Origin of the sequence: Qipengyuania sp., assembly GCF_964227205.1 — a bacterium.
In the GTDB taxonomy this organism is placed as follows: Bacteria; Pseudomonadota; Alphaproteobacteria; order Sphingomonadales; family Sphingomonadaceae; genus Qipengyuania.
On the sequence record NZ_CAXQVB010000003.1, the window covers coordinates 552,724 to 572,208 of the forward strand.

The 19,485-nt window shown below is 67.9% G+C and carries 17 protein-coding genes; 10 read left to right on the forward strand and 7 right to left on the reverse strand.

Annotated features, from left to right (window positions below; translation table 11 throughout):
• The first annotated feature begins 73 nt into the window (after positions 1-73).
• Positions 74-484 carry a hypothetical protein gene (locus ACEQZ0_RS10215; protein WP_370190671.1) on the forward strand — a complete coding sequence of 137 codons (411 nt, stop codon included), beginning with the start codon at positions 74-76 and terminating at the stop codon, positions 482-484.
• On the opposite strand, the gene ACEQZ0_RS10220 is transcribed toward ACEQZ0_RS10215, so the two are convergent.
• Together ACEQZ0_RS10220 and ACEQZ0_RS10225 are read right to left on the reverse strand one after the other, a co-directional pair.
• Entirely contained in the window at positions 481-1,125 is a 645-nt protein-coding gene (locus tag ACEQZ0_RS10220; protein WP_370190672.1) for a response regulator transcription factor, read from the reverse strand. The two genes, ACEQZ0_RS10215 and ACEQZ0_RS10220, sit on opposite strands and share 4 nt — an antisense overlap.
• Positions 1,118-2,272, reverse strand: a complete 1,155-nt coding sequence (locus ACEQZ0_RS10225) for a nitrogen regulation protein NR(II) (protein ID WP_370190673.1) — start codon at positions 2,270-2,272, stop codon at positions 1,118-1,120. Before ACEQZ0_RS10225 ends, ACEQZ0_RS10220 begins: the two co-directional genes overlap by 8 nt.
• Before the next feature lie 182 nt (positions 2,273-2,454).
• On the opposite strand from ACEQZ0_RS10225, the gene ACEQZ0_RS10230 reads away from it, so the two are divergent.
• The 3 genes from ACEQZ0_RS10230 to ACEQZ0_RS10240 all read left to right on the forward strand — a co-directional run bounded on the left by ACEQZ0_RS10230 (position 2,455) and on the right by ACEQZ0_RS10240 (position 5,225).
• Entirely contained in the window at positions 2,455-3,459 is a 1,005-nt protein-coding gene (locus ACEQZ0_RS10230; RefSeq protein ID WP_370190674.1) for a zinc-dependent alcohol dehydrogenase family protein, read from the forward strand.
• 57 nt (positions 3,460-3,516) lie between these two features.
• Positions 3,517-4,626, forward strand: a complete 1,110-nt coding sequence (locus ACEQZ0_RS10235) for a L,D-transpeptidase family protein (RefSeq protein WP_370190675.1) — start codon at positions 3,517-3,519, stop codon at positions 4,624-4,626.
• Positions 4,627-4,727: 101 nt separating this feature from the next.
• Positions 4,728-5,225 carry an Hsp20/alpha crystallin family protein gene (locus tag ACEQZ0_RS10240; RefSeq protein ID WP_370190676.1) on the forward strand — a complete coding sequence of 166 codons (498 nt, stop codon included), beginning with the start codon at positions 4,728-4,730 and terminating at the stop codon, positions 5,223-5,225.
• A gap of 174 nt (positions 5,226-5,399) precedes the next feature.
• Here the strand turns inward: ACEQZ0_RS10240 and ACEQZ0_RS10245 are convergent, their stop codons facing one another.
• Genes ACEQZ0_RS10245 through ACEQZ0_RS10255 form a run of 3 tightly spaced genes read right to left on the reverse strand, consistent with a single transcriptional unit; the run spans position 5,400 to position 9,642 of the window.
• A complete protein-coding gene (locus ACEQZ0_RS10245) occupies positions 5,400-6,560 on the reverse strand; it encodes an efflux RND transporter periplasmic adaptor subunit (protein ID WP_370190677.1) in 1,161 nt (386 codons plus the stop codon).
• Positions 6,560-8,923, reverse strand: coding sequence for an ABC transporter permease (locus tag ACEQZ0_RS10250; protein WP_370190678.1), 2,364 nt, complete (start codon positions 8,921-8,923; stop codon positions 6,560-6,562). The genes ACEQZ0_RS10245 and ACEQZ0_RS10250 overlap by 1 nt, the downstream gene beginning before the upstream one ends.
• A complete protein-coding gene (locus tag ACEQZ0_RS10255; RefSeq protein ID WP_370190679.1) occupies positions 8,920-9,642 on the reverse strand; it encodes an ABC transporter ATP-binding protein in 723 nt (240 codons plus the stop codon). Before ACEQZ0_RS10255 ends, ACEQZ0_RS10250 begins: the two co-directional genes overlap by 4 nt.
• A gap of 280 nt (positions 9,643-9,922) precedes the next feature.
• Here ACEQZ0_RS10255 and ACEQZ0_RS10260 point away from each other — a divergent pair, with 280 nt between their 5' ends.
• Together ACEQZ0_RS10260 and ACEQZ0_RS10265 are read left to right on the forward strand one after the other, a co-directional pair.
• Positions 9,923-10,855 (forward strand): 1-phosphofructokinase family hexose kinase, encoded by a 933-nt coding sequence (locus ACEQZ0_RS10260; protein WP_370190680.1) that lies wholly within the window; start codon positions 9,923-9,925, stop codon positions 10,853-10,855.
• An 83-nt stretch (positions 10,856-10,938) separates the two neighbouring features.
• Positions 10,939-12,144: a hypothetical protein gene (locus tag ACEQZ0_RS10265; RefSeq protein WP_370190681.1), complete on the forward strand. Its 1,206-nt coding sequence runs from the start codon at positions 10,939-10,941 to the stop codon at positions 12,142-12,144.
• On the opposite strand, the gene ACEQZ0_RS10270 is transcribed toward ACEQZ0_RS10265, so the two are convergent.
• Positions 12,141-12,830: a GntR family transcriptional regulator gene (locus ACEQZ0_RS10270; RefSeq protein WP_370190682.1), complete on the reverse strand. Its 690-nt coding sequence runs from the start codon at positions 12,828-12,830 to the stop codon at positions 12,141-12,143. The genes ACEQZ0_RS10265 and ACEQZ0_RS10270 overlap by 4 nt on opposite strands.
• A complete protein-coding gene (locus tag ACEQZ0_RS10275) occupies positions 12,827-14,197 on the reverse strand; it encodes a formimidoylglutamate deiminase (RefSeq protein WP_370190683.1) in 1,371 nt (456 codons plus the stop codon). The genes ACEQZ0_RS10270 and ACEQZ0_RS10275 overlap by 4 nt, the downstream gene beginning before the upstream one ends.
• A gap of 65 nt (positions 14,198-14,262) precedes the next feature.
• On the opposite strand from ACEQZ0_RS10275, the gene hutI reads away from it, so the two are divergent.
• The 4 genes from hutI to hutU are packed head-to-tail and all read left to right on the forward strand — an operon-like array spanning position 14,263 to position 19,460.
• Positions 14,263-15,480: an imidazolonepropionase gene (hutI, locus tag ACEQZ0_RS10280; protein ID WP_370190684.1), complete on the forward strand. Its 1,218-nt coding sequence runs from the start codon at positions 14,263-14,265 to the stop codon at positions 15,478-15,480.
• On the forward strand, positions 15,473-17,005 hold the full coding sequence (gene hutH, locus ACEQZ0_RS10285) for a histidine ammonia-lyase (protein ID WP_370190685.1): 1,533 nt from the start codon (positions 15,473-15,475) through the stop codon (positions 17,003-17,005). Before hutI ends, hutH begins: the two co-directional genes overlap by 8 nt.
• The gene (gene hutG, locus ACEQZ0_RS10290; RefSeq protein ID WP_370190686.1) at positions 17,002-17,790 is read left to right on the forward strand and encodes an N-formylglutamate deformylase; all 789 of its coding nucleotides are present in this window, start codon (positions 17,002-17,004) and stop codon (positions 17,788-17,790) included. The genes hutH and hutG overlap by 4 nt, the downstream gene beginning before the upstream one ends.
• Positions 17,787-19,460 carry a urocanate hydratase gene (gene hutU, locus ACEQZ0_RS10295; RefSeq protein WP_370190687.1) on the forward strand — a complete coding sequence of 558 codons (1,674 nt, stop codon included), beginning with the start codon at positions 17,787-17,789 and terminating at the stop codon, positions 19,458-19,460. Before hutG ends, hutU begins: the two co-directional genes overlap by 4 nt.
• Positions 19,461-19,485: the final 25 nt, after the last annotated feature.

Below are 19,485 nucleotides of genomic sequence, written 5' to 3' on the forward strand. Positions count from 1 at the left end.
GCGTAAGTAGGGATTTGTCCTGATCCCGCCCCGGACAACTGCGTATAGGCGGAACCGGCGGGGGCGGTCGAAAGTGAATATGCGGAACAAGGAATGGGATCTCTTGGCCGAATGGTGCATCATCAGGCTCGAGCTCGGTCGGACGCCGCAGTTCCCGAACGGTTCGCCCAGCCGGTCCTTTCTGCTCCGGCTTCCACTCGATAGCGGGGGCCGGATCGACGCATCGGTGCGTGCTGCAGATCCGCGCGGCGCAACGGTCAGGCGTTACTGGCCGCAGCAGCCCGATCGGTCGGGCTGGGTGGTCCCGCTCGACGGGGGCTGGGCCTTTTCACAGGCGCTCTCGGACTGGTGCGAGTGCTTTTCGCGCCTGCCCGACCAGAGCTTTTGCCTGGGCGAGTCGGTAACGGTGGCCGAAGAGGAAATCCTGCCCTTCACCGTGGTCCACCTGAAGCGCGTGGAACCGGCGGCGGCCTCGCGCGCCTAGGCCGGCATCGCCCCGGACGCGCCCGGCTCCGGTTCGCCCACCCCCGCGGCAAATGCAATCCGCAACAGGTCGGACAGATTGAAGACCTCCAGCTTCTTCATCACATTGGCGCGATGGATCTCCACCGTGCGGGCGCTGATCCCGAGGTCGTAGCCGATGGTCTTGTTGGGATGGCCTTTGACCAGGCCTTCGAGCACCTCGTATTCGCGTGGCGTGAGCGCATTGAGGCGCAGGCTCGCCTCTTTCCTGCGTTGCGATACTTCCGACGACCGGTCGAGCCGGCTGAACCCCTCCTCGACCGCTTCGAGGACGACCTGCTTGTCGAACGGCTTCTCGATGAAATCCACAGCGCCCGCCTTCATCGCCTTGACCGCCACGTCGACATCGCCATGGCCGGTCATCACCACCACCGGATAGGCGATACCGCGCTCTCTCAGTTCGGCCTGGACCTCGAGCCCGTCCATGCCCGGCATGCGGACGTCGAGCAGGACGCAGCCGGGGTCGAGATGTTTCACTTCCTTCAGGAAGGCGGTGCCATCGGCAAAGACCTGCACATCGAGCCGCGAAGTCTTGAGCATGAACCCGACCGAACGCCTGACGCCATCGTCGTCGTCGATCAGGTAAATCGGGAATTCACTCATCCTCGACCTCGCTATCCGCGGTCATCAGCGTGAAATTGAAACGCGTTCCTCCGAATTCGGACGGTTCTACCCAGATTCGGCCGCCGTGGGAACTTATTATGGTGTGACAGATCGACAGGCCCAGCCCCATTCCACTTTCCTTGCTGCTGACGAAGGGGTGGAACAATTTGTCGGCGACATGCGGTTCGATGCCGGGCCCGCTGTCCGACACGCTCACCGTCAGCATGCCCTGCGGGCCGGGCCGGCTCTCGATCGAGAGGATCTTGACCGGCGAAGCCTCCATCGCCTCGAGCGCATTGCGCAGCAGATTGACCAGCACCTGCTGGATCTGGATCGGGTCGACCAGCACCTCGTCGATATCGGGATCGAGCCGACTCTGGACATCGAGCCCGCGCACGTCGCCATTGATCAGCGCCAGCGCGGTCGCTTCCTTGACCAGCTTTTCGAGGCTCGACAGGCGCCGCGTCGTTTCTCCTCGCGAGATGAAATCGCGCAGCCGGCGGACGATCTGGCCGGCGCGCAGCGTTTCCTTCGCGCATTCGTCGAGCGCCTCGCGCACCGTTTCGATCGCCTCCGCATCGGGGTCGACCAGCAGGTCTCGCGCGGCCTGCGTGTAATTGGCCACCGCTGTCAGCGGCTGGTTGAGTTCATGCGCGATCGATGTCGCCAGCGTTCCCATCGAGGTGATGCGCGAGACATGGGCGAGTTCGGCCTGCAAGGCGTGGAGCTGTTTCTCGGTTGCGCGGCTCTCGGTGAGGTCGCGGATGAAGCCGGAAAACAGCCGCGCCTCGCCCAGCCGCAATTCGCCCACCGCGAGGTCGATCGGAAAAGTCGACCCGTCGCGATGCCTGGCCGTGGTGACCCGGCCGATCCCGATAATCCGCCTCTCCCCCGTGTCGAGATAGCGCCGGAGATAGTCGTCATGCCGTTCGCGGTCGGGCGAGGGCATGAGCAGGCTGATGTTCTCGCCGAGGATATCCTCCTCGGCATAGCCGAACATCTGCTCGGCACCGCGACTGAAGGATACGATCCGGGCTTCGGTATCGATGACGATCATCGCATCGGGAACCGTGTCGATCAGCGCATGAAGTTCCCTGGCTCCGCCGAATGCGGCGGTGCGGGTCGCGTTCTGGGAACTCTCGGACATGCGTGGCCTGCGGTTGGACAGTGCGCCGGGCACCGGACAGGGCGAACATACGGAGATATACGCATTCCGGCAAAAGGGCGAGTAGCGAAGGATGCCTCCATGACGCCCGGCCCGCCCCCATCTGCGACAGCCCGCGGATCTCGCGGGCCACCTGTTGCGGTGGCGACGACCGACGGGGTGCGATGATCGCGCCCGGTTCTCGGCGGACCATGGTCGCGATGCAGCTCGACCGTCCGCGAACGCCGCTACGGATGGTCGAGATGGCCTGGCCCGAATGCGGTCCGCGCCAGGTTCTCGTGGAAGTCGCCGCCTGCGGGGTCTGCCGGACCGACCTGCATGTGGTCGATGGCGACATCGACGGTACCCTGCCCATCGTGCCCGGTCACGAAATCGTCGGCCATGTCGTCGAGCGTGGCGCGGACGCGGTCTGGAATCGCGGCCAGCGGGTGGGAATTCCCTGGCTCGCGCGGAGCTGCGGGCGGTGCCGCTATTGCCGCGATGGCCGCGAGAACCTCTGCGACGCGGCGCAGTTCACCGGCTTCACCCGGCCGGGCGGGTTTGCCACCCATGTCCTCGCGGAGGCCGATTTCTGTTTCGCGCTGCCCGATCACCTCGACGACGTTCACGCCGCGCCGCTGCTCTGCGCCGGGCTCATCGGCTATCGTGCGCTGGCGATGGCGGGCGATGCCGGGCGTGTCGGTATCTACGGCTTCGGTGCGGCGGCGCACATCATCTGCCAGATCATGGTGGCGCAGGGACGCGAGGTCTTCGCCTTCACGCGACCGGGCGATGCCGAAGCGCAGGACTTCGCCTTGTCGCTCGGTTGCCGCTGGGCGGGGCGGTCCGATGTCGTCTCGCCGCGCGAACTCGATGCGGCCCTGCTTTTCGCCCCGATCGGCGGGCTGGTCCCGCTCGCGCTACGCTCGGTCCGCAAGGGCGGGACGGTGGTCTGCGCCGGCATCCACATGAGCGACATTCCCGCCTTTCCCTATGCCCTGCTGTGGGAAGAGCGGGTGCTCAAATCGGTGGCCAATCTAACCCGGGCCGACGGGCGCGCCTTCTTCGAGTTGCTGCAATCCTGTCCCGTCGAAACCGAGGTCGAGATATTCAAGCTGGCGGAGGCCGATGCCGCGCTCGCCCAGTTGCGCGAGGGGCGCGTGCGCGGCGCGGCGGTACTGTGCCCGTGAGCCCTAGGGACATGTCCCTATGGCCCTGACCCGGGCGAGCTGGGCAGGACGCCAGCGATGAAGCGGTTCCTCCAAGCATTCCTCGCTGTCCTCCTCGCCTGGCCTGCCGCCCTGCACGCCGAGCCTTCACCTGGCGTCAGTCGGTATGCGCAGACCATGCTCGATTGGGTCGCGGCGAGCGATGCCGAAGCCATCGACTATCCCCAAGCCGACCGGCTCGCGCTGTATGCGATCGCGGCCGCTCCCGCGCTGGTCGATGCTGCCGACGCGAGGCTCGAACATGCCGGCATGGCGTTGCTCCGCGGGTGGTACGGTCGATGCTGCGGACCGGCTGCCCCGTCCTACTGGCACATCGACAACGGGTGGCGCGAGGCGGATCTGCGCGATGGACTGCGGCAGGCGCTGGCCGAAGACCGGCTCGAGGCCTTCCTGCGCGCCCATCATCCGGGCCATCCGGATTATCGCGCGCTGGCGCTGGCCTATCGCACCGAAACCGATCTCGGGCGCCGACACCAGCTGGCGCTCAACCTGGCGCGCTGGCGATGGATGCCGCGACCGCTCGGATCGCGCAGCATCCTCGTCAACATCGCGGCGCGCGAACTGACCATGCGGGATGGTGGGCGGATCGCCGACCGTCGCCGGGTGATCGTCGGCAAGCCAACGACCCGCACACCCGTATTCGCAGCCGAGGTCGGCGGCGTCGTGCTCAATCCATGGTGGGACATACCCGCCAGCATCGCGCGTGAGGGAATCGCCGCGCTGGTGCGAAACGATCCCGCCGCGGCACGTGCGCGCGGCTACATCAGGGTCGGCAGTCGCTACCGCCAGATGCCCGGGGATGGCAATGCGCTGGGGCGCATGAAGCTGGTCATGCCCAACCGCTTCAGCGTCTATCTCCACGACACCTCGAACCGCAGCCTGTTCGAACAGGACGAGCGCCTGCTCAGTCACGGCTGCGTGCGTGTGGCGGGGGCGCTCGAATTTGCTGCGATGATCCTCGCCACCGACGGCTGGAATGGCGCCAGCGTGCCAGCGATCATCGAGGACGGGGCGACGCGGACGATCGACCTGGCGCAACCTTTCCCGATCTATGTGGCCTATTTCACCGTCGCGCCCGGGGCCGATGGGGCGCTGGTCTACCACCCCGACGTCTACGGTCGCGACTGAGCGGGGTGCGGCGGTGGGGCTGACCCAAGGGCCATTGCGTATCCGGCGACTCATCGCAGCGCGGATGATTTGTCCCTCCCACCGAGGCGAGGAGCCCCCCGATGCCCGAACACGATACCCTGCCGGCCAAGCAGCGAACCAATCTCTCCGAACAATTCCTCGAGCCCTTCCACCGCCTGCGCGGCGAAATGGACCGGCTGTTCGACGAGTTTCCTGCCCGCTGGCCTGCGCTTCATCTCCCCGCCCGCTTCGGCGGCGGCGCAATGCCGGCCCCGGCGATGGAAATGACCCGGAAGCCCGATAGCTATCATATCTCGATCGAGGTGCCGGGCATCGAACCCGAGATCGACCTCGAGGTCGAGGGCGACATGCTGGTGCTCAAGGGCGAGAAATGCAGCCGGCGCGACGAGCAGGAGGAAGACTATACCTTCTCCGAACGCAGCTATGGCGCCTTCGAGCGGCGCGTCGCGCTTCCGGCCGACGCGGTCACGGACAAGGTCGAGGCCAAGGCCAGCCACGGCGTGCTCGATATCGTCGTCGCGCGCGATACCGAAGCCGCCGGCGCCAAGCACAAGATCGAGATCGCGGCGGCGCAATAGCCGTTTGCGCGATCGCGAGTTCGGCGGCCCTGGCGACCCGGCCGCCATAGCCATCCCGGCTGTCCGGGATGGCCTTTTTCATGGCGGAGCTGCGGCTGCGATATCCGCTGGGCGCCGCGCGCAGCAAGCGCATGCCTTGTGCGGGCGAGCGACTATCACGCATGATGCAGGGGGTCAGCGAGGCGCGATGCGTACCCCATCCTCGATCGCGCTGCCGGGATTGACCACCACCTGCTCGCCCGGCCGAAGTCCGTCGGTGACTTCGGCATGTTCGTCGTTGATGTGGCCGACCGCGACATCGCGTAGCCGTGCGCGGCCGCCTTCGGCGATAAAGACCTGCCAGCCGCCGCCGCTGCCGCGGAACAATGCCCCCACCGGGACCCGCAGCGCTCGCGGATCCTGCCACAGCACCACGGTGCCATCGACCTGATAGCCATGGCCCAGCCGGGCGAGCCGGGCGGCCGCTGCCGGGGGAAAGGTCACCACGACATCGACGCGCTGTTCTTCGATACCGAGCGCGGAGACCTTGAGCCGGCCGAAGGGTTCGATGCGGTCGACATGGCCGGTCAGCACCTCCTCGCCACCCCAATGGGTGATGCGCACCTCGGCCCCGGGCGCAATCCGTGCCGCTTCGCGCGAGAGCAGGTCGAGCACCACTTCGATCCGCGCGGGATCGCCGATTTCGACCAGCGGCGTGCCTTGTGCGATCGGGCCTTCGCTCTCAGACACCCGCCGCAGCAACACCCCGCTTTCGGGCGAGCGGACCGCGACGCGACCGCCGCGCGGCGTGGTCCCCGAGGCTTCGCGCATCGCGGCTTCGAGACGGCGCGTTTCGGCGCGGCTGCGCGCGAGCTCGGCCGTGGCGGCCTTTGCGCCGGTGCGTGCCGCCTCGAGCCGCGCGCGCGCCAGGAACCCGCGCTCGGCGAGTGCCTCGGCGCGTGCCCGATCGCTTTGTGCCTGCTGCATGGCGGCCTGTGCCCCCGCCTGGGCGGCGCGTGCGGCGCGCACGGCATTGGCCAGTTCCGCCCGGCTGCGCGGGTCGATCGGAGCTGATGGCAACGGCGCCATTCGGGCGATCACGGTCGCTCCGGCGATTACCGCATCACCGGGGTCGAGCTCGATCCGCGTGACATATCCGCTGACCGGGGCCGAGACGGTGTAGAGATCGCGCACCCGTGTGACGCCGTCGTCGGTGACGCCGATCACCATCGGCCCGCGGTCGACGCTGGCGAGGTCGACCGCCACCGCTTCCGGCCACAGGCTCCACCCCAGTCCCAGCACCAGCAGCGCGGCGATCGCGGCGGCCCAGCGCCAGCGCTTGATCCGCGCCCACATCAGTCGCGCGCCTTGAGTACGGCGACCATATCGAGCCGGTTGACCCGCCGTGCGACCAGCGCCGCCGTGCCCAGCGCGGCCGCCAGTACGACGAGGCTGGCGTGGCCATAGGTCGCGCGGTCGGGCGCGAAGGGCAGGCGGAAAAGGTCCGAGCTGAACATCGCCATCATCAATTGTGCCATCCAATATCCCAGGAACCAGCCGACCGGGACTGCCACCACGACCAGCAGCGCCAGCTCCCCGAGCAGGAGGATCGCGACTTCGCTGCGGTGATAGCCGAGCACCCGCAAGGTCGCGAGTTCATGCGCGCGCTCGGAAAACAGGATGCGGGCGCTGTTGTAGACCACGCCCACCGAAATGGCCCCGGCAAAAACAACATAGAACACCACCATGGTCAGGATGTTGTCCTGCACCACGTTCTCGAACAGGATGGCCGCCGCTGCGCGCTCGGTCACGCCGAGGACCACCGGCATGTCGCGCAGGCGCAGCAGGATCGCATCGCGCGCCGCCGGATCGATCCTGAGCAGTGCCGCTCCGACCGGTGCGGCATCGCGCAGCAGGCGATCGGCTACGGCGGTCTCGGCATAGGCGCGCGAGCCGACGAGTTCGTCGACCGTCCGCGTGACCGGCAGTTCCGCGCGCAACCTGCGCCCGGTCAAGGTCTCGACCAGCACGCTTTGCCCCGGGCGCACATCGAGTTTGCGGGCGAGCGGTTCGCTGAGCATAAGGCCAGCGGCGGGCAGCGCCACTTCGCGCCCCGCCGCATCCATCCGCGCGGTCAGCTGCGCGTCGAGCGAGGCGGCCTCGATCGCGGTGCGTTCGGTCCGGTTCCCGCTGGTGATCCGCACGGGCACCGAATTGACCGGTTCGACGGCCAGCACGCCGGGCAGGCCGCGCAGCGCGAAGAGGACATCCTCGTTGCGTGGTTCGATGAAGCTGACTGTGAGGTCCTGCCGCTGAGCGCGGTAGAAGAAATCCTCCACCATCGACATCGCCGAATCGATGAATTGCAGCGTGGAGAAGAGCAGGCCGAGCGACAGCGAGACGCCGACGACGGTGACTGCCGAGCGGCCCGGCCAGCGCGCGATATGGCGCACGATCATATGGCCCACCGCGCTGAAGCCTGCCGCCACGCCGATCCTCTCGACCATTCCCGCGCGATAGACCGGGGGCGGGGGTGGAGCCATCGCCGCCGCCGCGGTCAGCCGCGTCGCCGCGCGCACCCCGCCGACCGCGCCGAGCGCCGCCGAGCCGGCGGCGAGCAACGCCCCCATCAGGAAGACATCGGGGGTGATCGTGAAGAAAAGGAAGGGGAAGCGGTAATATTCGCCATAGATCTGCATCATCTCGTAGCCGAGCCAGTATCCCGATGCGCATCCCATGAGGATGCCGAGCAGCGCGGTCGCCAGCGCGAACTTGAGATAGTGCCAGCCGATCGCCGCGTCGCTGTAACCGAAGGCCTTGATCAGCCCGATCTGGGCGCGCTCGGTGCGGATCATCCGCCCGAGCACGATGAACACGAGGAAGGTCGACACCACCAGGAAGATCGGCGGGATGATGGTGGTCATCGCTTTCAGCTGCATCAGCTCGTTGTCGATGAAGGCGTGCGAGAGGTGGTCCTCGCGGCCATAGGCGCCGGTCCCGCCATAGGGCGCGACAAGCGCGTCGAGTTGCCGGATCACTTCCGCCTCGGCAGCGCCGTGTTCCAGGCTGAGCGAAAGGCTGTTGATCGCCCCGATGCGGTTGGTTGCCGCTTCGAGCGCCTTTTCGCCCATCCAGAAGATGCCGAAGCGGCGCTCGTCGGGGATCAGCTCGCCGGGGGCTATCGAATAGATATAGTCGGGGGCGAGGCCGATGCCGACGATCCGCAGGCGCGTGCGATTGCCATAGATGATCGCATCGACCGTGTCGCCGATGTCGAATTGGTTGGCCTCGGCGAAGGCTTCGTCGACCACCACTTCGTCCGCCCGGTCGAGCCCGGGACCGCGGCCCTTGCGCAGGACGATGCGGTTGAGCCGGCTCCTGCCGCCTTCGCCGACCGAATTGATGATTGCGCGCACCGGCTCGATACGGCCCGGCAATTCAAGTGTCGCATATTGCTGGATGCGGCCCTCGACCCGTCCGACGCCCTCGATCTGCGCGACGCGGTCGAGAATGCTGCGCGGCGCGCGCGTCATCGAGGCAAAGACATCGGCGAAGCCGTAGCGGTCGTAATAGGCCGCCCGGGTATCCATCAGCGAGCGATGCACGCCCAGCGCCATGATGAAGGTCGCCATGGCCGCGCCGATCACCAGCGCGATCGCCAGCACCAGTCCGCGCATGCGCCACAAATCGCGCAGCAGTTTGCGGTCGAGCGCCTTCACCAGCTGATCTCCGAGGGTGGCGCACGGTGCGGGTGGGATTCGATCGAGGCGATCTGTCCATCGAGGAAATTGAACACCCGGTCGGCCATGACCGAAATGCCGGCATTATGCGTGATGAGGATCAGCGTGGTGCCCAGTTCCGCATTGGCCTTGGCCAGAGCTTCGAGCACGCGGGTGCCGGTCTGGCTGTCGAGCGCGCCGGTGGGCTCGTCGCACAGCAGCACGCGCGGGCGCTTGGCGATCGCCCGCGCCACCGCCACGCGTTGCTGTTCGCCGCCCGAAAGCTGTGCCGGGAAATGGTCTATCCGGTCGCCCAGGCCGACCAGGTCCAGCGCCTCGCGGACATCCATCGGATCGGACGCGATATCGGTCACCAGTGCGACATTCTCGCGCGCGGTGAGGCTGGGGACGAGATTGTAGAACTGGAAGATGAAGCCGATGTTGCGGCGCCGGAAGCGGGTCATCGCCGCCTCGTCGAGCGCGGTCAGCTCGGTCTCGCCGAACCACAGGTCACCCCCGGTCGGGCGGTCGAGGCCGCCGACGATATTGAGCAGCGTCGATTTGCCGCTGCCCGAGGGGCCGAGCAGCACCACCACTTCGCCCGGCCGGATTTCGAGATCGACCCCGCGCAAGGCATGAACCTGTGTTTCGCCGGTAATATAGACCTTGCTCAACCCACGGCCGACGAAGCCGCTTTCGCGCCCACCGCCTTGCTCCATAAAGCGGGGGTCTGCCGGTCCGGGGCCCCGCGTGCCATCCGAAACTGCGGTTGCAGGGGTGGCCGGTCCAGGGTGGGCGATGGGCATGCCCGCATCACCAGCAGGTCGGGTCGCCATCGGGTATCCGTACATTTCCGGAGAGCGCGACCGGGGGTGCCGCGGCAGAAGCGGTGGGTGCAGTTTCGGGAGATGTCATGACGATCCGCCCTTCGCCGCAAGATCGCAGCCGCCATTTCGCGCGACTGGCCCAGAGGCTCGACGCGCGGGCGCAGGTGGCGGCATGAACAGTATCGACACGCTCACCGTCAATCCGACGATCGACATCGCCTATGAGGTCGAACGGCTCGAGCCGGTACGCAAGCTCCGCGCCGCGGGCGAGCGCCACGATCCCGGCGGCGGGGGGATCAATGTCGCGCGGGTGTTCGTCCGCATGGGAGGCAATGCGCGTTGCCACTATATGGCGGGCGGACCGACCGGGGTGGCGCTCGACGCGCTGCTCGACCAGCACCAGCTGGTGAAGGCCTGCACGCCGATTGCCGGAAGTACGCGGATCTCGACCACCGTTTTCGAACGCGTCAGCGGGCGCGAATACCGCGTGGTTGCGCAGGGACCCGAAATCGAACCGGGGGAATGGGGCGCCTGTCTCGACCGGCTGGGTCGGGCGCGGGCGGATTACATCGTCGCCAGCGGTTCGCTCGCGCGGGGATTGCCCGATGATTTCTATGCTCGCGCGGCGCGGGCGGCGCGCGATGCCGGCGCGCGCTTCGTGCTCGATTCCTCGGGCGTTGGTCTCGCCGGAGCCCTCGCTGCGGGCGGCGTCTACCTGGTCAAGCCCAGCCTCGACGAACTGTCGGGGTTGGTGGGCGAGGAGCTGCGCGAAGATGCCGTCATCGCCGAAGCGGCGCAGGGCATCGTGCGGCGCGGCGGTGCAGAGCATGTCGTAGTGACGATGGCCGATCGCGGTGCGATGCTTGCCACGGCGGACGGGGTGGTCCGGCTGCCCGCCCTGCCCGTGACCCCGGCGAGCACGGTCGGCGCGGGGGACAGTTTCCTCGCCGCGATGGTTCACGCCCTCGCGGGCGGCCGCGGCATGACCAAGGCGCTGCGGTTCGGCATCGCTGCCGGGGCGGCGGCTGTCGCCACGCCGGGCACCGATCTCGCCCGGGCGGAGGACATCCGCAGACTTGTCGCCGAGGTCTCCGCGCCGGCCTAGCTCAGGACATCTGCGTATCCCCCGGGCGAGCGCGCTGCGCCAGTCTGGCCGCTCACAGGGTGGAGAGCGGAAGGAGACATCCGATGACCGGGACCATGGAGAGTACCGCAGTGCGGCCTGCGCGCCGACATCGCGGCGGGGCCCGCAGGCTCGTGCTGGGCGCGCTTGCCCTGCTCGTCACGCTCTCGGCCGGCGCGCTCCACTCGCAGATCACCGGGGAAATCGGCGACGAGCTCGATGTCGGGCCGCGGCTGCCCGACATGTCGTTCTTCTCCGCCGAAGACGTCAACCTGCAGGTGAAATCGAGCGACGATGTCTTCGCTGCGGGGGCACGGGTCCGGGTCGACGGGACGAGTGCGGACCATCTGGTGGTTGCCGGTGGGGAGATCTCGCTGCGCCGTGTCGCACTCGAGGATCTCCTGGCCGCCGGGGGCGAGGTCGCCCTGCTCGACGGCGCGGTGGCGGACGACGTGGTGGCCACCGGAGGCACGATCCGCATCGAGCGGGCTTTCCGCATCGGGGGTTCGGCCGTCGTCGCGGGCGGCGAGGTTCGCATCGACGCGCCCGTCCCGGCGGATTTGCGCGTGGCGGCGGGCGAGATCCGGCTCGACAGCGCGGTGGGCGGCGATGCGCGGCTGAGCGGCGAGAAGGTGACGTTGGGCCCGCATGCGCGGATCGGCGGGAACCTGCTCTATCGTACCGACAATCTGGTGATCGAACCCGGAGCGGTGATCACCGGCGAACGGCGTATGCTCCCGCCTGGCGAAAAATCGGCGCTCGAAAACTGGGGCCGCGGCGCGGGTGAACTGTCGGGCATGCTGGCGCTGGCGGCGCTGGCCGGTTTCACCCTGCTCGTCCTCGCCATTGCCGCGGCGGTCCCCGGCCTGATGCGTTCCACCACCGAGTTCCTCCGTACGCGGCCGCTGCGCAGCGCCGGTATCGGGATTCTCGTCGCGCTCGTCGCTCCCTTCGTCATCGTGCTGCTCTTCGCCAGCGTGGTCGGCGTGCCGCTGGCGCTGCTGGTGGCCGCCATCTGCCTGGCGATCACCCCGGTGGCGGTCGCCGCGAGCGCCCATTTCATCGGCATGGAGGAACGCCGCTTGGCCACCCGCGCCGACACCCCGCCCACGGGATGGGGCGCACGGCTGCTGTGGCCCGTGCTGGGCGCGGCGACCATCCTGCTGGTGGGAATGATCCCGGCCATCGGATTTCTCGCCTGGGTGCTCGCGCTGCTCTTCGGGCTCGGCGCAGTGGCCAGTCGCGGCGGCAAGGCGCTGGCGGCGGGCTAGATCGGGAATTCCAGCGTGTAGCCGGGCGTGTAATGCAGCCGCATGGTGGTGACTGGGCGATCCTCGAGCCAGGTGGTGCGGTCCATGGTGAACAGCGCTGCATCCTGCTGCGTATCGAGCAGGCCGGCGATCCGCTCCCCGGCCGTCGCCGCCGAGAGCGCAACTTCGCCGCGGGTGAAGGGGACCGTGCGGACGAGCCATTCGTTGGCGCTCAATTCCCCAAGCTCGGCCTCGGCGAATTGCGGCACGGCGGCGAGGCTGATCCACCGGGTCTCGAAGGCGAAGGGGCGTTCGTCGGCGAAATGGAGCGTTTCGAGATAGGCCGCCTCGGTCTCGCCCGTGCCGAGCCGTTCGGCGGCGGATTGCGGCGGTCGTGCAACTCGCCGCACTATCGTGTCGCAGCGATAGGCCCGGCCGGATTCCTCGACCTGTTCGCGCAGCAGCGGAATGCGCAGTTGCGCTTGCGGCAGCGGCAGGGGGCGCACGCGGGTTCCGCCCTTCCGCTTGCGCTCGACCATCCCTTCTTCGGCAAGCGCCTGCAACGCGCGGTTCACCGTGGTCCGCGAGCAGCCGTATTCCTGCGCGAAGTCGGCCTCGCCGGGGATCAGCTCGCCCAGCTGCCATTCGCCCGCGACGATGCGCGCGCGGATTGCTGCGCGGATGCCGCGGTGCGTCCGCGCGTTCACAGCGCCGCACCCAGCTCGCGAATGGTCTTGGCGAAGCGCGCCCGGATGGCAGCTGCGCGAACATGATTACCGTCACGTACAATATGGCGTCCGGCGGACCATACATCGCTCACCGCACGCGCTTCGACCCCGAAGATCCACGCATCGAGCCGCTGGTCGGGCCGCGGCCAGTCGAGGAAGGGCAAATCGTCGCGCAGCGCGACCACGTCGGCCAGCCGCCCAGCCTCGATCGCTCCGGAATTGCGCCCGATCGCCTGCGCCCCGCCGCGCGCGGCGCGCTCGTAGAGATAGCGCCCGGTCGAGCGGGTGGCATCGTCACTGAGCACCGCGCGCTGGCGATGCGCGAGCCGCTGCGAGACCTCGAGCATGCGCAACTCTTCCGCCACCGAGATACGGATGTTCGAATCCGATCCCACGCCGTAGCGCCCGGCCGCAGCGAGATAGTCGCGCGCGGCGAAGATGCCGTCGCCAAGGTTCGCCTCGGTCGTCGGGCACAGCCCCGCGACCGCGCAGGAGGCGGCAAGGTCAGTGACTTCGCCTGCATCGAGATGGGTCGCGTGGATCAGGCACCAGCGCTCGTCGATGGGCAGATTGTCGAGCAGCCAGCGCACGGGGCGGGCATGGAGATGCGCTTCGACCTCCTCGACTTCCTTGACCTGTTCGGCGGCATGGAGGTGCAGTGGTCCCTCGGGGCACAGCGCGAGGCAGGCATCGAGCCCGGCGCGGTCGACCGCGCGCAGCGAATGCGGGGCGACGCCGAGGCGGAAGTCGGCGGGCAGGGCGCGCGCGACATCGGCGATGCGTGCGTACAGCGTCTCGAATTCCGCCACCGTGCAACCGAAGCGCAATTGCCCGCCCTTCAGCGCACGCCCATCGAGCCCGCCGTAGCTATAGAGCACCGGCAGGTGCGTGAGACCCATTCCGCTCGCCTCGCTGGCAGCGAAGATCGCGCGCGAGGTCTCGGCCATGTCGTCGTAATGCCCGCCGCCGACGCGGTGGTGGAGATAGTGAAACTCGGCCGAGGCTGCATAGCCGGCCTCCGCCATCTCGAGCTGTACCAGCGCGGCCACCGCCTCGATTTGCTCGGGCGTGAGCACGTCGAGGAAGCGGTACATGACCTGCCGCCAGGTCCAGAAATCGTCCACCCCAGCGGGGCCGCGCGCTTCGGCCAACCCCGCCATCGCGCGCTGGAAGCTGTGCGTGTGGACATTGGCGAGCCCGGGCAGGACGGTGCCGACTGCCTGCGCCGCATCGAAGCCGCGCGGCGAGACTTCGGCAATCGTACCCGCATCGTCGATATGGATCGCCTGATCGGCGAGCCAGCCCGAAGGCGTGAGAACCTGCCGCGCCGATATGATGCTGCCCATTTGCCGTTGCGCCTTTCGCTTATTATGTGCATACATAATCACACAGAGAGGAGCCACGCAAGAGCATGACCGGCCGAGTCTTCACCCATTGCCGCGCTGCGACCCTGGTCGAGGGCGAGCGCGGCTATGGGCTGGTCGAAGATGCGGTAGTCGCGGTGGAGGACGGGCGGATCGCCTGGGTCGGACCGCAGGCGGAATTGCCGCAAGCCTATGCCGGCTTCGAGCAGGTCGATCTCGGCGGCGCGCTCGTCACTCCCGCGCTGGTCGATTGCCATACGCATCTCGTCTTCGGCGGCGACCGCGCCCGTGAATTCGCGCTGCGGCTCGAAGGCGCGAGCTATGAAGAGATCGCGCGTGCGGGGGGCGGTATCCGCTCAACCGTTTCCGCCACGCGCGCGGCCTCGGACGAGGACCTGCTCGCCAGCGCGCTGCGCCGGGTGGACGACCTGATCGCCGACGGGGTCGCTGTGGTGGAGGTCAAGTCGGGCTACGGGCTCAGTATCGAACACGAATTGCGCATGCTGCGCGTTGCGCGCTCGATCGAGGCCGAGCGTCCGGTGCGGATCGTGACCAGCTGGCTCGCCGCGCATGCGCTGCCCCCCGAATATGAGGGCACAGCCGACCGCTATATCGACGAGGTCGTCATTCCCGGCCTCGAAGACGCCGCCGCCGAAGGGCTGGTCGATGAGGTCGACGGGTTCTGCGAAGGCATCGGCTTCACCCCCGACCAGATCCGCCGCGTCTTCGACACGGCGCGCGAACTCGGCATCAGGGTCAAGCTCCATGCCGAGCAGCTGAGCGATCTCAAGGGCGCGGTGCTCGCCGCCGAATACGATGCGCTATCGGTCGACCACCTCGAATGGCTTGCGCCCGAGGATGTGCCGACTCTGGCCGAGAAGGGTGTCGTCGCGGTGCTGCTGCCGGGCGCCTTCTATGCGCTGCGCGAAACGCGGCTGCCGCCGATCGACGCGCTGCGCGAGGCGGGCGTGGCGATGGCGCTGGCGACCGATTGCAACCCCGGCAGCTCGCCGCTCTCCTCGCTGCGTCTCGCGATGAACATGGGGTGCACGCTGTTCCGGCTGACCGCCGAAGAAGCGCTCGCGGGCGCGACCCGAAACGGGGCGAAGGCGCTGGGGCTTGGAGCCGAATACGGGACCATCGAACCCGGCAAGCGCGCCGATCTCGCCGTATGGGACGTCTCCCACCCCGACTACCTCAGCTACTGGATCGGCGGGCGCCTGCTGCGCGGCCGGATCACTGCAGGAACCTACACACATGCATGACCTTGCGCCCGGATCGCTCGGGCTGGCCGAACTCGAAGCGCTTTATCGCTCGCCCGATCCCTTCCGGATCGACGATGCGGCGATGGCGGCGGTGGCGCAATCGGCCGAGCGGCTCACCACGGCGCTCGGCTCGGGCGAGGCGATCTACGGCGTCAACACCGGCTTCGGCAAACTCGCCAGCGTGCGCATCGGCGATACCGATCTCGGAACGCTCCAGCGCAATCTCGTGCTCTCGCACAGTGCCGGTTTCGGCGAGCCATTGGCACCCGAAATCGTCCGCTTCATCATAGCGCTCAAATGCCTCTCGCTCGGGCGTGGCGCCTCGGGCGTGCGGCCCGTGGTGGTCGAGCGGCTGCAGCAATTGGTCGAAGCGGGGGTCATCCCCGTGGTGCCCGAGAAAGGCTCGGTCGGCGCTTCGGGCGACCTCGCTCCGCTCGCCCATGTCGCGGCGACGCTGATCGGCGAGGGCGATGCCTTCCATCGCGGCGAACGCATGGCTGCGGGGGAGGCGCTGCAGCGTGCCGGGCTCGAACCGCTCGTGCTCGAGGCCAAGGAAGGGCTCGCGCTGCTCAATGGCACCCAGGTCTCGACCGGGCTCGCGCTCGCTGCGCTGTTCGACAGCTGGCGGCTGGCGGTCAATTCGCTTGTCACCACCGCGCTCTCGCTCGATGCCGCGATGGGGTCGACCGCGCCCTTCCGCGACGAAATCCACACGCTGCGCGGCCATCGCGGCCAGATCATCGCCGCGCGCACGATCCGGGCGCTGCTCGCCGGTTCGCAAATCCGCGAGAGCCACCGCGAGGACGATCTGCGCGTGCAGGACCCCTATTGCCTGCGCTGCGCGCCGCAGGTGATCGGCGCCTGTCTCGACCAGCTCGCCCATGCCGGGAACGTCCTTAGGATCGAGGCCAATGCCGCGACCGATAACCCGCTGGTCCTCAGCGATGGCGCGATCGTTTCGGGCGGCAATTTCCATGCCGAGCCGGTGGGCATGGCGGCCGATGGGATCGCCATCGCCGTGTCCGAGATCGGCGCCATCGCGCAGCGGCGCATCGCGCTGCTGGTCGATCCGGCGCTGAGCTTCGGCCTGCCCGCCTTCCTCGCTCCTTCGCCGGGGCTGCAATCGGGCCTGATGATCGCCGAAGTCACCAGCGCCGCGCTGATGAGCGAGAACAAGGCGCTCGCCAATCCGCGCGTGGTCGATTCGACCCCGACCTCGGCCAATCAGGAAGACCATGTCTCGATGGCCTGCCACGGCGCGCGCCGCCTGTTCGAAATGAACGCCAATCTCGCCGCCATACTCGGCATCGAGGCGATGACGGCCGCGCAGGGGATCGAATGTCGCGCCCCGCTCGAAACCAGTGCCACGCTGCAGCGGGCGATGGAGCACATCCGGTCCGCCTCGCCGACACTCACGGGAGATCGCCTGATGGAGCCCGATATCGCCGCCATGGCCGGATTGCTGGGTGGGCAGCTGCTCGCCGATGGGATCGCGGTCGAAACCATTGCGGGTTTTGCGCCATGACCCCGGTCACGGTCGTTTCCGGCAGTTCGCCGCTCGTTCTCGCGCAGCCGCATTCGGGGACCTTCGTGCCCGAGGACATCCGCGCCAGGCTGACCGAGCGCGGGGCCATGCTGGCCGATACCGACTGGCATATCCCCCAGCTCTACGACGAGCTCGTTCCCGATGCGAGTGTGGTCCGCGCCGTGTTCAACCGCTACGTGATCGATGCCAATCGCCCGCCCGACGGGGCCAGCCTCTACCCGGGCCAGAACACGACCGGCCTGGTGCCCATGGTCGATTTCGAGAACCATCCGCTGTGGCGCGAGGAGCCCGACGAGGCCGAGATCGCGCGTCGCCGCGAGCTGTTCCACGCACCCTATCACGCGGCCTTGCAAGGCGAGCTCGACCGCGTGCGGGCCCAGCATGGCTTCGCCGTGCTCTACGATTGCCATTCGATCCAGTCGCACCTGCCCTTCCTGTTCGAAGGCACGCTGCCCGACCTTAACATCGGCACGAACATGGGTGCGACCTGCGCCCCCGCGATCGAGCGCGCGGTCGCGATTGCCTGCGCCAATGGCCCCTATAGCTATGTCGTCAACGGGCGCTTCCGTGGCGGCTGGACCACGCGGCACTATGGCCGCCCGGACGACAACATCCACGCGATCCAGATGGAGATCGCGCAATCGACCTATCTCGAGGCGGAAGAACCGCCCTTTGCCTATTGCGCCGACAAAGCGGCCGACCTGCGCGATGCACTCGCCGAGGTCTTCGCCGGTATCGAGGCCACCTTCGGAGAGCTTGCATGACCATCGACCGGCGCAATGCGCGCGAAATCACGGCGCCGACCGGGCCCGAACTGACCTGCGGCAGCTGGCAGACCGAGGCGCCGTTCCGGATGATCCAGAACAATCTCGACCGCGCGGTGGCCGAGAACCCCGACGAGCTGGTCGTCTATGGCGGCATCGGTCGCGCCGCGCGCAGCTGGGGTGATTTCGAGGCGATCCTGGCGAGCCTCAAGACGCTGGCCGACGACGAGACGCTGCTGGTCCAGTCGGGCAAGCCCGTCGGCGTTTTCCGCACGCATTCGGACGCGCCGCGCGTGCTGATCGCCAATTCCAACATCGTGCCGCACTGGGCCAATTGGGACCACTTCAGCGAGCTCGATAGGAAGGGCCTGATGATGTACGGCCAGATGACCGCTGGCTCGTGGATCTATATCGGCACGCAGGGCATCGTGCAGGGGACCTACGAGACCTTCGTCGAGGCCGGTCGCAAGCATTACGGCGGTGATCTCAAGGGCAAGTGGATCCTCACCGGCGGGCTTGGCGGCATGGGCGGCGCGCAGCCACTCGCCGCGGTGATGGCCGGGGCCTGCTGCCTCGCGGTCGAATGCAATCCCGAGAGCATCGATTTTCGCCTGCGCACCCGCTACCTCGACGAGAAGACCGACAGCGTGGACGAAGCGCTCGCCATGATCGAGCGCTGGACCGCGGCGGGCGAGGCGAAATCGGTCGGCCTGCTCGGCAATGCCGCCGAAGTCTTCCCCGAACTGGTGAAACGCGGGGTGCGCCCCGATATCGTCACCGACCAGACTAGTGCGCACGATCCGGTGAACGGATATTTGCCCCTCGGCTGGAGCATGGGCGAATGGCGCGCGAAGCGCGAAAGCGATCCCAAGGCAGTCGAAAAAGCCGCGCGCGCCTCGATGCGCAAACAGGTCGAAGCCATGCTTGCCTTCTGGGACGCGGGCGTCCCCACGCTCGACTATGGCAACAACATCCGTCAGGTCGCGCTGGAAGAGGGCCTCGAAAATGCCTTCGCCTTCCCCGGTTTCGTTCCCGCCTATATCCGCCCGCTGTTCTGCCGCGGCGTCGGGCCGTTCCGCTGGGCCGCGCTCTCGGGCGACCCGGAGGACATCTACAAGACCGACGCCAAGGTGAAGGAACTGCTGCCCGACAACCATCACCTCCACAACTGGCTCGACATGGCGCGCGAACGCATAGCCTTCCAGGGCCTGCCCGCACGCATCTGCTGGGTCGGGCTGGGCGATCGCCACCGGCTCGGCATGGCGTTCAACGAAATGGTTGCAAGCGGCGAATTGAAAGCCCCGGTGGTGATCGGCCGCGACCACCTCGATTCCGGCTCGGTCGCCAGCCCCAATCGCGAGACCGAGGCGATGAGGGACGGTAGCGACGCGGTCAGCGACTGGCCGCTGCTCAACGCATTGCTCAACACCGCCAGCGGGGCCACCTGGGTCAGCCTGCACCATGGCGGCGGGGTCGGCATGGGGTTCAGCCAGCACGCCGGCATGGTCATCGTCGCCGACGGCACCGAGGATGCGGCGCGGCGGCTCGAGCGCGTGTTGTGGAACGACCCCGCGACCGGCGTGATGCGCCATGCCGATGCGGGATACGACGACGCGCTCGAATGCGCGCGTGAGAAGGGGCTGAACCTTCCGGGCATCCTCGGAACCTAGCCGCCTGGGCTCTTGTCGATCATCC

Coding starts and splice junctions, on each gene's coding strand:
- ACEQZ0_RS10275 (WP_370190683.1), bottom strand. CDS start 14,197: ATGGGCAGCATCATATCGGCGCGGCAGGTTCTCACGCCTTCGGGCTGG.
- ACEQZ0_RS10260 (WP_370190680.1), top strand. CDS start 9,923: ATGAACAGTATCGACACGCTCACCGTCAATCCGACGATCGACATCGCC.
- ACEQZ0_RS10245 (WP_370190677.1), bottom strand. CDS start 6,560: ATGTGGGCGCGGATCAAGCGCTGGCGCTGGGCCGCCGCGATCGCCGCG.
- ACEQZ0_RS10255 (WP_370190679.1), bottom strand. CDS start 9,642: ATGGAGCAAGGCGGTGGGCGCGAAAGCGGCTTCGTCGGCCGTGGGTTG.
- hutI (WP_370190684.1), top strand. CDS start 14,263: ATGACCGGCCGAGTCTTCACCCATTGCCGCGCTGCGACCCTGGTCGAG.
- hutU (WP_370190687.1), top strand. CDS start 17,787: ATGACCATCGACCGGCGCAATGCGCGCGAAATCACGGCGCCGACCGGG.
- hutG (WP_370190686.1), top strand. CDS start 17,002: ATGACCCCGGTCACGGTCGTTTCCGGCAGTTCGCCGCTCGTTCTCGCG.
- ACEQZ0_RS10265 (WP_370190681.1), top strand. CDS start 10,939: ATGACCGGGACCATGGAGAGTACCGCAGTGCGGCCTGCGCGCCGACAT.
- ACEQZ0_RS10225 (WP_370190673.1), bottom strand. CDS start 2,272: ATGTCCGAGAGTTCCCAGAACGCGACCCGCACCGCCGCATTCGGCGGA.
- ACEQZ0_RS10235 (WP_370190675.1), top strand. CDS start 3,517: ATGAAGCGGTTCCTCCAAGCATTCCTCGCTGTCCTCCTCGCCTGGCCT.
- ACEQZ0_RS10240 (WP_370190676.1), top strand. CDS start 4,728: ATGCCCGAACACGATACCCTGCCGGCCAAGCAGCGAACCAATCTCTCC.
- hutH (WP_370190685.1), top strand. CDS start 15,473: ATGCATGACCTTGCGCCCGGATCGCTCGGGCTGGCCGAACTCGAAGCG.
- ACEQZ0_RS10230 (WP_370190674.1), top strand. CDS start 2,455: ATGATCGCGCCCGGTTCTCGGCGGACCATGGTCGCGATGCAGCTCGAC.
- ACEQZ0_RS10220 (WP_370190672.1), bottom strand. CDS start 1,125: ATGAGTGAATTCCCGATTTACCTGATCGACGACGACGATGGCGTCAGG.